The sequence below is a fragment of the Kitasatospora sp. NBC_01287 genome, from assembly GCF_026340565.1.
In the GTDB taxonomy this organism is placed as follows: Bacteria; Actinomycetota; Actinomycetes; order Streptomycetales; family Streptomycetaceae; genus Kitasatospora.
Genome location: NZ_JAPEPB010000001.1, coordinates 5,219,883 through 5,231,674 on the forward strand (window position 1 = coordinate 5,219,883; position 11,792 = coordinate 5,231,674).

Genomic DNA, 11,792 nt, shown 5'->3' on the forward strand with positions numbered 1-11,792 from the left:
CGCCCGCCGCTGTCCGGCGGGCTGTTGTGCTTGCGCCACCGATACTTCCGCCGCTCGGCAGGCCCACCCAGGGCAGCGTTGTTCCTGGGTCCGCCAGTACCACCCGGCCGGTCGGCGCGGCGGCCTAGGCTGGAGCGCATGGAGAACACACTGGGGGAGTTCCTGCGGTCGCGCCGGGCGCGGATCCAGCCGGAGGAGGTGGGGCTGCGCTCCTACGGGCAGCGGCGGGTGCCAGGGCTGCGGCGTGAGGAGGTGGCCCAGTTGGCGGGAGTCAGCGTCGACTACTACATCCGGCTCGAACAGGGCCGCGGGGCGAACGTCTCCGACGCGGTGCTGGACGCCGTCGCCCGGGTGCTGGCGCTGGACGAGGTGGAGCGGGCGCACCTGCGGGCGCTCGCCAGGCCGCCGCGGGCCGCCTCGCCCACCGCCGCCCGGACGGCCGGTGCGCGCGCCGGGCAGCAGGTGTGCCCCGGGCTGCGCCGGCTGCTCGACGCGATGACGGAGGTGCCGGCCTTCGTGCTCGGGCGGCGGATGGACGTGCTGGCCTGGAACGCGCTGGGCGACGCGGTGGTCGGCTTCTCGGCGATGGACCCGGGGCGGCGCAACATGGCCCGGCAGACCTTCCTGGAGCCCGACGCCCGCACCTACTACCCGCAGTGGGAGGCAGTGGCCGCGGAGACCGTCAGCCACCTGCGGCTGGACGCCGGACGACACCCGGAGGACCCCGAACTCGCCTCGCTGGTCGGCGACCTGTCGCTGCGCAGTCCCGAGTTCCGCCGGCTCTGGGCGGACCACCAGGTGCGGGAGAAGACCTGGGGGCAGAAGCTGCTGCGGCACCCGCTGGCGGGCGATCTGGAGCTGGGGTACGAGGCGCTGGCGCTGCCGGGCGATCCGGACCAACTGCTGGTCTGCTACACGGCGGTGCCGGGCAGCCCCACCGCGCAGCGGCTCGCGCTGCTGGCCAGCTGGTCCGCGCCGCAGCCGCAGCCGCAGCCGCAGCCGCAGCCGGAGTCCGAGGGCCGGCAGCGGTCCGGGGAGCGGTCATGAGCGGCCGCGGAGCGGTGATGAGCGGAGGCGGAGCGGTGATGAGCGGAGGCGGGGCGATCGAGTGGCTCACGGTGCCGAGTCCGCTGCCCAGCGGCCCGCTGACCGTCGGGATCACCGAACTCGGTGTGGCAGCCGTGCACTTCACCCCGGACGCGGTGCCCGAGCAGGCGCCGCGCTGCGTCGAGTCGCGGCGGGTGGCGGCGGTGACCGAGCGGTTCGCGGCCTACTTCGCCGGAGCCCGAAGGGAGTTGGGGTTGCCGGTGGACTGGCGGCTGTCGAGCGGCCCGCACCAGGTGGTGCTGGAGGCGCTGTACCGGTCGGTGCCGGTCGGCGAGACGATCACCTACGGTCGACTGGCCCAGCGCAGCGGGGTGTTCGAGGGCGTCGGTGAGAGCCCGGGCCTCGCGGCCAGGACGGTGGGGCAGATGATGGGCGCCAACCCGATCCCGGTGCTGGTGCCCTGCCACCGGGTGGTGGCCGCGGACGGCCTCGGCGGCTTCGGCAACGGGCGGATCGGGCTGGATGTCAAGCGCTGGCTGCTGACCCTGGAGGGCTGGCTGGCGCCCACCCTGGACTGGGACGGCCCGGGCTGAGCGGGTCCCCGGGACGGGGCCGGCCGCGGCCGGATCGGCACTGGCCGGAAGGAACGATTCTGTCCGGAATTCCCCGAACAGAATTCGAGCAGACTGGCTAATCATACTTATTAATCCGACGTTCCAATCACCCATCCGAGTGATTGCGTTGTGATCGTCGGGGCCTCACTCTGGAATGCAGAAGTCCGCATCTTCGTGGGGGAGGGCCCCGTCATGACCACTGATACCGGTGTCGGTATTCCAGCGCCCAGTAGTTCCGCCGAGAGCCGTGAGCAGCAGAGCCTCGCGACCGCCGCCGCTCGCAATCTCGCCACCACCACCAAGTCCACGCCGCAGATGCAGGGCATCAGCTCGCGCTGGCTGCTCAAGGTGCTGCCGTGGGTCCAGGTCTCCGGTGGCACGTACCGGGTCAACCGCCGGCTCAGCTACGCCGTCGGGCGCGGCCGGGTCAGCTTCGTCAAGACCGGCGCCGAGGTGCGGGTGCTGGCGCCGAGCCTGCGCGAGCTGCCGGTGCTGCGCGGCTTCGAGGACGACGCGGTGCTGGAGGAGCTGGCCACCCGCTTCGTCCAGCGCGAGTTCCGGGCCGGTGAGGTGCTGTTCGAGGCCGGCCAGCCGATCAACGAGGTCTTCCTGGTCGCGCACGGCAAGATCAACAAGATCGCCACCGGCAAGTACGGCGACCACGCGGTGGTCGGCGTGGTGGCCGACGGCGACCGGATCGGCGACGAGGCGCTCAGCTCGGCCGACTCCGTCTGGCCCTACGGCGGCCAGGCCGCCACCGCCGGCACGGTGCTGGCGCTGTCCTGGCCCGCCTTCCGCGAGCTCGCCGACCGTTCGGAGGTGCTGAGCGCCCAGCTGCTGCAGTACTTCGCCGACGCCGGCAAGCCGCAGACCAGGCACGGCGAGGCCGAGATCGCGCTGGCCGCCGGCCACGAGGGCGAGCACGAGCTGCCCAGCACCTTCGTGGACTACGAGCTGGCCCCGCGCGAGTACGAGCTGAGCGTCGCGCAGACCGTGCTGCAGGTGCACAGCCGGGTCGCGGACCTCTACAACGAGCCGATGAACCAGATCGAGCAGCAGTTGAAGCTCACCATCGAGGCGCTGCGCGAGCGCCAGGAGTACGAGCTGATCAACAACCGCGAGTTCGGCCTGCTGCAGAACGCGGAGTACGACCAGCGGATCCAGACCCACTCCGGCCCGCCCACCCCCGACGACCTGGACGAGCTGCTCAGCCGCCGCCGGGGCACCAGGATCCTGCTGGCCCACCCCCGGGCGATCGCCGCCTTCGGCCGCGAGTGCAGCAGCCGGGGCCTCTACCCGGGCACGGTCGAGATGCAGGGGCAGCAGGTGCCCTCCTGGCGGGGGGTGCCGATCCTCTCCTGCAACAAGATCCCGATCGTGGACGGCCACACCAGCTCGATTCTCGCGATGCGTGTCGGTGAGGACAACCAGGGCGTGGTGGGTCTGCACCAGACCGGCATCCCGGACGAGTACCAGCCCAGCCTCTCGGTCCGTTTCATGGGCATCAACGAGAAGGCGATCATCTCCTACCTGGTCAGCGCCTACTACTCGGCGGCCATTCTGGTGCCCGACGCGATCGGCGTGCTGGAAAACGTGGAAATCTCCCGTCCGCGTAGCTGAGCTGTTCCATTCTTTGGTCGCCCCGGGGAATTTCCCCGGGGCGACCGGCGGGCGGCACACGAGTGTGCGGCACCGTTTTTCCAGCCCGACTTCTGGGGGGACCAGCGATCATGGGCATCGAAACACTCAGCCGGGGCCGGGACAATCACAACGACGACCGGGGGGAACGGGGCGGTGCCGTCCCGGCGGCGCGCGTCGAGCGGGCCGGCGCGGAGGAGCCCGGCACGCAGCGGCTCGGGGGCTCGGCGTCCGGGGGCTCGGCGTCCGGCGGCTCGGCGCCCAGCGGGGAGGAGCAGGCCGCGGAACTGCTGGCCCGGGTGCGGGCGGTGGTCGATCCGGCGCTGCGGGCCGCCGTGGAGAGCATGCCCGAGTCGATGTCCCGGGTCGCCGCCTACCACTTCGGCTGGCGCGAGGCCGACGGCTCGCCCTCGGGGGCCGACGCCGGCAAGGCGATCAGGCCCGCGCTGGTGCTGGCCGCCGCGCAGGCCTGCGCCGGTCCGGACGCCGAGCCCGCGGCGGTCGCCGCGGCGGCGGTCCGGGCCGCCGCCGCCGTCGAACTGGTGCACAACTTCACCCTGCTGCACGACGATGTGATCGACCGCGACGAGACGCGCCGTCACCGACCCACCGCGTGGCTGGTCTTCGGGGCCACCGAGGCGATCCTGGCCGGCGACGCGATGCACTCGCTGGCCCTGCGCACCCTCGCCGAGGACCCGCACCCCGCGGCCGGCGACGCGCTGCGCCGGCTCGCCCACTGCGTGGTGGAGCTCTGCGACGGTCAGCAGGCCGACTGCGCCTTCGAGCGGCGCAGCACCGTCTCGCTGGACGAGTGCCTCGCCATGGCCGAGGCCAAGACCGGCGCCCTGCTCGGCGCCGCCTGCGCGATCGGCGCGCTGTACGGCGGTGCGAGCGCGCGGGTCGCCGAGGAGATGGACGCCTTCGGCCGGGAGATCGGCCTGGCCTTCCAGCTGATCGACGACCTGATCGGCATCTGGGGTGACCCCGCGGTGACCGGCAAGCCGGTCGGCGCCGACCTGCTGGTCCGCAAGAAGTCGCTGCCCGTGGTGGCGGCGCTCGGCTCGGGCACGCCCGCCGGCGCCGAACTCGCCGAGATCTACGCGCTGGACCGCCCGCTCACCGCCGACGAGGTGCGCCGCGCCACGGAGGCCGTCGAGCGGGCCGGCGGCCGCGCCTGGGCCCAGGGGGCCTCCTGCGAGCGGATGGCCACCGCGATCGAGCACCTCGCCCTCGCGGTCCCCGACCCGGAGGCGGCCGAAGACCTGCTGGCGCTGGCCGAGTTGGTCACCCGCCGCAACCGCTGAGCCGGCACCCGCACCGGGCCGGCGCTCCCGGGCCCGAAACACCACCCAGGCCTGAGAGCCTGAGCACAGCCGGGCCTGAGCACCTCCGGGCCTGAGCACATCCGGGCCCGAGAACACGCCCGCCCGAAAACACCCAGGCCCAAACGCTCCCAGGCCCAAACGCTCCCAGGCCCAAACGCTCCCAGGACCCAACGCTCCCAAGGACCACCATTCATGAGCCTGCTGGACATTGGCACCCTCGTCATCGTCCTGGCCGTCCTGGCCGTCCTCCTCAAGATGCTCCAGCGCTGGATCCCGCACCACGTCCGGGAGGCGCACAACGACGTCGCGGGCTTCATCTTCGCGGCCGTCGGCGTGATCTACGCCGTGCTGCTCGCCTTCGTGGTGGTCAGCGTGTGGACGAACAGCGACACGGCCCGCAAGACCACCTTCCAGGAGGCCGACGCGGTCGCCGGGATCTACTGGATCTCCCGCGAACTGCCCGCCCCGCTCGGGCCGCAGCTGGAGCAGGAGACCCTGACCTACGCGCGCACCGTGATGGACACCGAGTGGCCGTTGATGGCCCAGCACCAGAGCAGCCCGCAGGCCACCGACCTGGTGTACCAGATGCGGGACAGTGTCTTCTCGATCAACCCCAACGGCCCGCAGCAGCAGGTGCTCTACGAGCACGCGGTGACCCACCTGGAGGACCTCGCCTCGCAGCGCCGGGCCCGGCTGAACGAGGTGGACGACGACGTGCCGCCGCTGCTCTGGGTGGCGTTGATCGTCGGCGCGGTGCTCACCGTCGGCTTCACCTTCCTCTTCGGGCTGCCGAACACCTTGGCGCACTCGCTGATGGTGCTCTCGCTGGCCGGTCTTGTGGTGATCTCGCTGCTGGTGATCAAGGAGATGAACTTCCCGTTCACCGGGGTCACGGCCGTCAAACCGACCGCGTTCGAAGTCTTCCTGCAGCGCCTCCCCCCGCCGCGCTGAGCCGACAGGAGCCGGGCAGGGCCAGACAGGTACGGCGCAGGTACGGGCAGGTACGGGAACGGGCGGTGCGGGAGGTCGGATCGGCAGGCCTCCCGCACCGCCCGTCCTCACAGCTCGCCGGCCAGGATGCGGCGCTCCTTCTCCGGGTCGATGCCCAGCGGCTCGCCGCCCTGGGTGTAGGGCTGCTCGCGCGGCCCGCGCTCCTGGATCCAGGCCCAGGTGTCGCGCACCGTTTCGGCGACCGGACGGCAGCGCAGGCCGGCCGCCCGCGCCTTGCGGCTGTCCGCCTGCCAGATGCCGATCGGCTTGCCGTCCTCGAACTCCGCCGCCCAGAGCGGCAGCTCGGTCCAGGTCTCGATCCCGGCCGCGCGCAGCCGCTCGTCGTCCACCCAGCTCAGCTCGGCGTCCGAGCCGGTGGCGGCCACGCACTGGGCCAGCAGCTCGCCGTAGCTGCTGGAGCCCGGCAGCGCGGTGGTGACGTAGCTGCCGCTCGCGCCGCGCTCGGCCAGGTCCAGGCCGAAGACGGCGAAGTCCCGGGCGTCGATCAGCTGGATCGGCAGGTCGGGCCGGCCCGGGGCGAGCACCCGGCCGCCCCGCGCGATCCGCTCCAGCCACCAGGGCAGCCGTCCGATGTTCTCGTGCGGGCCGACCAGCAGGCCGCAGTTGAGGATGATCGAGCGGTCGCCGAACTCCTCGGTCACCGCCCGCTCGCACCCCGCCTTGAGCGCGGTGCTGAACGGCAACCCGGGTGGGGAGTCGGCGGGGCACTCGTGCAGCGGCGAGTGCTCGTCGACCGGTTCGGCGGGCCAGCCGGCGAAGGCGTGCACGGAGGAGACGAAGAGGTAGCGCCCGGCGTGCGGGCGCAGCGCGCGGGACGAGCGTGCCACGGTGTGCGGCTGCTGGCCGCTGGTGTCGATCACCAGGTCCCAGCCGCGGTCGGGGGCCCGGGCGACCAGCGCGGCCAGGTCCTGGTCGCTGTCGCGGTCGCCGCGCACCGCCTCGGCGCCCGGCTGGTCGGGGCCGGAGCGGCCGCGGTTGAAGGTGGTCACCTGGTGGCCCCTGGCCAGGGCGGTCCGGACGAAGGCGCGGCCGAGGAAGACCGACCCGCCGAGTACGAGGATTCGCATGTCGCCGATCCTGCCCGGCGCGGTCCGGCCGGTGAACGGTCGTTCGCGGTCGGCGGATCCGCTCAGGGCGTATCCGACGCGGGGTCATGACGGTCGGTCAGAGCCGCTCGCCGATCCGCCGTCGGCGCTGACGGTCACGCTTCGGCCACATCCCCATTTCTTTCTCATCCGGCGCGTGCAACAGGGACGGCCGCTGGCGAGTCCTAGGTAGGAATCATCGGGGAGGGCCCGAGGGTTCAGCGTGCGGGCGACGAGGACGAGGGGCTGGAAGTGGCAGAAGTCGGAGCAGGGCTCGGAATCGGACCGGGCGCGTCCCCGGACGGGGTGGCCGATGGTGTGGGAGTGGCGCTCGGCGAGCTGCTAGGGCGGCTGGACGGGCTCGGGGTGGCCGACGCGCCGGACGTCGGGTTCGCCGTCGGGCTGTCGCTGCTGCTCGGCGCGGTGCTCGCGCTGCTGCCGGCGCTCGCGGTCACCGAGGGGCTGGGGCTGGCCGCACCGCTGGGGTTCGCGCTGGCGCTCGGGACCGGGGTCGAGGGCGCGGCCGACGGGGTGGGCGCGGGGGCGGTGCCGTTGTCGCCGGCCAATGTGACCACGGCCTCGGACGGCGGCAGCGAGATCGCCGCCGTCCAGTGACCGCTCGGCGCGCGCTGCTCGTCCACGGTGACGGTCACCGTGATCCGCTGGCCGGGGGAGAGGGTGCCCGCGTCGCGACTGAGCCGTAGCCAGTCGCAGTCGGGCACGGCCCGCCAGTCGAGCGGTGCCTGGCCGGTGTCGGTCAGGGTGAGCACCGTCCGGTTGCCGTAGGCGCCCGCCTCGACCGTGAGCTGCGCGACCGGGGCGGCGGGCGCCGCGGGCACGGGCACGCCGCGCAGGCCCGGGTCGCTGAGTGCCAGGGCGCCCGCGGCGGGGACCGGCACGGCGGCGCCCTGCACCGCGGGAAGCAACGTTTCTGCACCGGCGGCGGCCGGCAGTCCCATCCCTGGCGCCGCCCCCGCGGCGGCGGGCGGGCGCACCACCGCGGCGGCCAGCGCGCTGTCCGGCGGCTGTTCCCCGCCCTGGCCGTGAGCCTGCGCCTGCGCCGGGAGCGGCACGGCCGGTACCGCTCCCGGGGCCTGGAGCGCCGGATCCGGGTCGGGGGTGCCGTCCGCGACGCGCACCGAGGAGACCGCCGCCGCTGTGTCGGTCGTCGCCGTGGCGTCCCGGTGGGCCAGCCAGAGCGCGGCCACCGGCGCGGAGAGCACGGCGGCCAGCACTCCGGTGGTCAGCGCCCGCTGGCGGATCAGGACGGCCCGCTCGTGCAGGTCGCCGCCGGGCCGGTGGCGCTCCAGCAGGCCGGGAGCACGGTGCCGGGGGAAGCCGCGCTGGTCGAAGCGGGCGGGTCTGGCGGGGCGCTCCGCGATCGCGGAGCCGTCCGGGTCGACGTCCGGGTCGACGCCCGAGGTGAGAACCGGGGTGAGAACCGGGCCGGCGCCGGGGTCGAGGCCCGGGTCGGCGGCCGGGTCGGCTGGCGGGTCGGAGACCGGCCCGGCTGCGCGGGCGCTCAGCAGCGGCAGCCCGGCGGTGCCGCCGCTGCTCGTGCCCAGGGTGGCCTCGACCCGCTCCGCGGTGCCCCGGCAGGTCGGGCAGCCGGCCACGTGCCCGACCAGCTCGCGCCGCAGCGCCGGGCCCAGCAGCCAGGAGCGCCAGTGGTCCGCGCCCGCGCCACCGAGCCGGGCCAGTTCGGGGCAGCTGCCGACCCCCAGCACCAGCAGCACCCGCCTGGTCCGCTCGACCTCGGCCGCGCCCTCGGCCAGCAGCCGCTGGGCCGCCTCGGTGCCGATCCCGAGCACCGCGGCCAGCTCCAGCGGGGTGAGCCGGTGGCGCACCGACAGCTCCAGCGCCTCCCGCTGCTCCGCGGTGGTCCCGGCCGCCTCCGGCCAGGCCAGCTCGCCCAGCAGCGCGGCGCCGCCGCCGTCCACGGCCGGGTCCTGCGCGGTGCCCAGGCGCCGCACGCAGGCGTACCGGGCCAGTGAGTAGAGCCAGGCCCGGCGCAGTCCGGGGTCGGTCAGCCGCTCCGCGTTGGCGTCGGCCAGCCGCCGTGCCTCGTCGAGCGCCGCGAGGGCGGCCCGCCGGTCGCAGAGCACCGAGAGGCAGTAGGTGTAGAGGCCGTCCTGCAGCTGGTCGAAGGCCGCGGCGGGGTCCAGACGGTGGGTCATCCTCCGACGGTAGGGATCGGGCCCTGGTCGGCCCGGAAAGTCGGGCCGTTTGTCCTTCTTTCGGGTAACAACACCGTCCGGCGGCTGACAGCGCGCTGTCGGACCCACCCGCTACGGTGGCCCCCATGGCAGCCCGCACCGCGAAGACCACCGCCAAGCCCCGTCCGGCCTACCGCTGCACGGAGTGCGGCAACCAGCTGCCCAAATGGGTCGGCCGGTGCCCCGAGTGCAACGCCTGGGGCACGGTGGAGGAGTACGGCGCCGTCCCGATCCGCACCACCGCCGCCGGGCCGGTCAGCGCGCCGGCCCGACCGATCGGCCAGGTCGACGGCCAGGTGGCCACCGCCCGCTCCACCGGGGTCCCGGAGCTGGACCGGGTGCTGGGCGGCGGCCTGGTGCCCGGCGCCGTGGTGCTGCTGGCCGGCGAGCCCGGCGTCGGCAAGTCCACCCTGCTGCTGGACGTCGCCGCCAAGGCCGCCACCTCCCAGCACCGCACCCTGTACGTCACCGGCGAGGAGTCGGCCGGCCAGGTGCGGCTGCGCGCCGACCGGATCAACGCCCTCTCCGACCACCTATACCTGGCCGCCGAGCAGGACCTCGGTGCGGTGCTCGGCCACATCGACCAGGTCAGCCCCGGCCTGCTGATCCTGGACTCGGTGCAGACCATCGCCTCCGCCGAGCTGGACGGTGCCCCCGGCGGCCCGGCCCAGGTGCGCGAGGTGGCGGGCGCGCTGATCCGGGCCTCCAAGGAGCGCGGCATGGCCACCCTGCTGGTAGGCCACGTCACCAAGGACGGCCAGATCGCCGGCCCCCGCCTGCTGGAGCACCTGGTCGACGTGGTGCTCTCCTTCGAGGGCGACCGGCACGCCCGGTTGCGGATCATCCGCGGCATCAAGAACCGCTACGGTGCCACCGACGAGGTCGGCTGCTTCGAGCTGCACGACGAAGGCATCGTGGGCCTGGCCGATCCCTCGGGGCTCTTCCTGACCCGCCGTGACAAGCCGGTCCCCGGCACCTGCCTGACCGTGACGCTGGAGGGCAAGCGCCCGCTGGTCGCCGAGGTGCAGGCACTGATGGTGGACTCCCAGATCCCCTCCCCGCGCCGCACCACCTCGGGCCTGGAGTCGCCCCGGATCGCGATGATCCTGGCCGTGGTCGAGCGGCACGGCGGGGTCAAGCTCGGCAAGCAGGACATCTACACCGCCACCGTCGGCGGGGTGAAGCTCACCGAGCCCGCCGCCGACCTGGCCGTGGCGCTCGCGGTGGCCAGCTCCTCCACCGACACCCCGCTGCCCAGCAACCTGGTGGCGATCGGCGAGGTGGGCCTGGCCGGCGAGGTGCGCCGGGTGACGGGCGTGCAGCGCAGGCTCGCCGAGGCGCACCGGCTCGGGTTCACCCACGCCTTGGTCCCGCCGGACCCCGGCAAGGTGCCGCCGGGGATGAAGGTGGTCGAGGTGGCCGACATCGGCGAGGCGCTGCGCGCGATCCCCGGGCGCCGCCGCGCGGCCGCCAAACCCCGTACGGAGCAACGTTCGCAGCCGAACGGAGCCCCGGTGGTCCCCGCACCCGCCGCCTGGCCGGAGGAGCTGATGGCGGGCTGGGAACCGGTCGATTCGGACGAACTGGGCTGACCGAGGCACCGTCAGCGCGCCCGCATCGTAGACTTTGCCCTGTCCAGCACCAGATCGGGCAGTAGCGAACGAGGGACCGGGGCCACCGGGTGGCGCGGAACCGGCCGGCCTAAGGAGTCACGTGGCAGCGAGCGACCGGGTGGAGAAGTCCCCCCGCGAGGAGGCCCTGCTGCGTTCCTCGCTGCAGGCGATCGCCCCCGGCACGCCGCTGCGCGACGGCCTGGAGCGGGTGCTGCGGGCGAACACCGGCGGTCTGATCGTGCTCGGCTTCGACAAGACGGTGGAGTCGGTCAGCACCGGCGGCTTCGTGCTGGACGTCGAGTTCACCGCGACCCGGCTGCGCGAGCTGTGCAAGTTGGACGGCGCGGTGGTGCTCGACAAGGACATCACCAAGATCGTCCGGGCCGGGGTGCACCTGATGCCGGACGCCTCGATCCCCACCGACGAGACCGGCACCCGGCACCGCACCGCGGAGCGGGTCAACAAGCAGACCGGCTTCCCGGTGGTGGCCGTCTCGCACTCGATGCGGCTGATCGCGATGTACGTCAACGGCACCCGCCGGGTGCTGGAGGACTCGCCCACCGTGCTCTCCCGGGCCAACCAGGCACTGGCCACCCTGGAGCGCTACAAGCTGCGGCTCGACGAGGTGGCCGGCACCCTCTCCGCCCTGGAGATCGAGGACCTGGTGACGGTCCGGGACGTCACGGCGGTGGCCCAGCGGCTGGAGATGGTCCGGCTGATCGCCGCCGAGATCGCCGGCTACGTGTTGGAGCTCGGCACCGACGGGCGGCTGCTCTCGCTCCAGTTGGACGAGCTGATCGCCGGGGTCGAGCCGGAGCGCGAGCTGGTCACCCGGGACTACTTCCCGGAGCGGGCCGCCAAGCGCGGTCGCACCGTCGCCGAGGTGCTGGCCGACCTGGAGGCGCTCACCCACGCCGAACTGCTGGACCTGCAGACGGTGGCCAAGGCGATCGGCTACCCCGGCACGCCCGAGTCGCTGGACTCCGCGGTCTCGCCGCGCGGCTACCGGTTGCTGGCGAAGATCCCGCGGCTGCCGAACACCGTGATCGAGCGGCTGGTCGAGCACTTCGGCGGGCTGCAGAAGCTGCTCGCGGCCAGCATCGACGACCTGCAGGCGGTCGAGGGCGTCGGCGAGACCCGGGCCCGCTCGGTCCGCGAGGGGCTCTCCCGGCTGGCGGAGTCCTCGATCCTGGAGCGGTACGTCTGACCGGCTCCCTCGCCGTACGCGCCTGAGCCCACGTCG

General features: G+C 73.8%; 9 protein-coding genes. 7 read left to right on the top strand and 2 right to left on the bottom strand.

The window, feature by feature from the left end:
• The first annotated feature begins 138 nt into the window (after nucleotides 1–138).
• The 5 genes from OG455_RS22510 to OG455_RS22530 all read left to right on the top strand — a co-directional run bounded on the left by OG455_RS22510 (nucleotide 139) and on the right by OG455_RS22530 (nucleotide 5,575).
• A complete protein-coding gene (locus OG455_RS22510) occupies nucleotides 139–1,047 on the top strand; it encodes a helix-turn-helix transcriptional regulator (RefSeq protein WP_266296444.1) in 909 nt (302 codons plus the stop codon).
• Entirely contained in the window at nucleotides 1,044–1,640 is a 597-nt protein-coding gene (locus OG455_RS22515; RefSeq protein WP_266296446.1) for a methylated-DNA--[protein]-cysteine S-methyltransferase, read from the top strand. Before OG455_RS22510 ends, OG455_RS22515 begins: the two co-directional genes overlap by 4 nt.
• Nucleotides 1,641–1,853: 213 nt before the next feature.
• Nucleotides 1,854–3,281 (top strand): family 2B encapsulin nanocompartment shell protein, encoded by a 1,428-nt coding sequence (locus OG455_RS22520; protein ID WP_266296448.1) that lies wholly within the window; start codon nucleotides 1,854–1,856, stop codon nucleotides 3,279–3,281.
• 110 nt (nucleotides 3,282–3,391) lie between these two features.
• Nucleotides 3,392–4,603, top strand: coding sequence for a family 2 encapsulin nanocompartment cargo protein polyprenyl transferase (locus tag OG455_RS22525; RefSeq protein WP_266296450.1), 1,212 nt, complete (start codon nucleotides 3,392–3,394; stop codon nucleotides 4,601–4,603).
• A 213-nt stretch (nucleotides 4,604–4,816) separates the two neighbouring features.
• The gene (locus OG455_RS22530; protein WP_266296452.1) at nucleotides 4,817–5,575 is read left to right on the top strand and encodes a DUF4239 domain-containing protein; all 759 of its coding nucleotides are present in this window, start codon (nucleotides 4,817–4,819) and stop codon (nucleotides 5,573–5,575) included.
• Between the two features lie 107 nt (nucleotides 5,576–5,682).
• On the opposite strand, the gene OG455_RS22535 is transcribed toward OG455_RS22530, so the two are convergent.
• Complete coding sequence (locus OG455_RS22535; RefSeq protein WP_266296454.1) at nucleotides 5,683–6,702, bottom strand: NAD-dependent epimerase/dehydratase family protein; 1,020 nt, start codon at nucleotides 6,700–6,702, stop codon at nucleotides 5,683–5,685.
• A 236-nt stretch (nucleotides 6,703–6,938) separates the two neighbouring features.
• Nucleotides 6,939–8,897 carry a sigma-70 family RNA polymerase sigma factor gene (locus tag OG455_RS22540; protein WP_266296456.1) on the bottom strand — a complete coding sequence of 653 codons (1,959 nt, stop codon included), beginning with the start codon at nucleotides 8,895–8,897 and terminating at the stop codon, nucleotides 6,939–6,941.
• A 125-nt stretch (nucleotides 8,898–9,022) separates the two neighbouring features.
• On the opposite strand from OG455_RS22540, the gene radA reads away from it, so the two are divergent.
• Both radA and disA read left to right on the top strand, forming a co-directional pair.
• The gene (gene radA, locus OG455_RS22545) at nucleotides 9,023–10,528 is read left to right on the top strand and encodes a DNA repair protein RadA (RefSeq protein ID WP_266296458.1); all 1,506 of its coding nucleotides are present in this window, start codon (nucleotides 9,023–9,025) and stop codon (nucleotides 10,526–10,528) included.
• Between the two features lie 121 nt (nucleotides 10,529–10,649).
• Nucleotides 10,650–11,756, top strand: a complete 1,107-nt coding sequence (gene disA / locus OG455_RS22550; RefSeq protein WP_266296460.1) for a DNA integrity scanning diadenylate cyclase DisA — start codon at nucleotides 10,650–10,652, stop codon at nucleotides 11,754–11,756.
• Nucleotides 11,757–11,792: the final 36 nt, after the last annotated feature.

Coding starts and splice junctions, on each gene's coding strand:
- OG455_RS22535 (WP_266296454.1), bottom strand. CDS start 6,702: ATGCGAATCCTCGTACTCGGCGGGTCGGTCTTCCTCGGCCGCGCCTTC.
- OG455_RS22525 (WP_266296450.1), top strand. CDS start 3,392: ATGGGCATCGAAACACTCAGCCGGGGCCGGGACAATCACAACGACGAC.
- OG455_RS22530 (WP_266296452.1), top strand. CDS start 4,817: ATGAGCCTGCTGGACATTGGCACCCTCGTCATCGTCCTGGCCGTCCTG.
- OG455_RS22520 (WP_266296448.1), top strand. CDS start 1,854: ATGACCACTGATACCGGTGTCGGTATTCCAGCGCCCAGTAGTTCCGCC.
- OG455_RS22515 (WP_266296446.1), top strand. CDS start 1,044: ATGAGCGGCCGCGGAGCGGTGATGAGCGGAGGCGGAGCGGTGATGAGC.
- OG455_RS22510 (WP_266296444.1), top strand. CDS start 139: ATGGAGAACACACTGGGGGAGTTCCTGCGGTCGCGCCGGGCGCGGATC.
- OG455_RS22540 (WP_266296456.1), bottom strand. CDS start 8,897: ATGACCCACCGTCTGGACCCCGCCGCGGCCTTCGACCAGCTGCAGGAC.
- radA (WP_266296458.1), top strand. CDS start 9,023: ATGGCAGCCCGCACCGCGAAGACCACCGCCAAGCCCCGTCCGGCCTAC.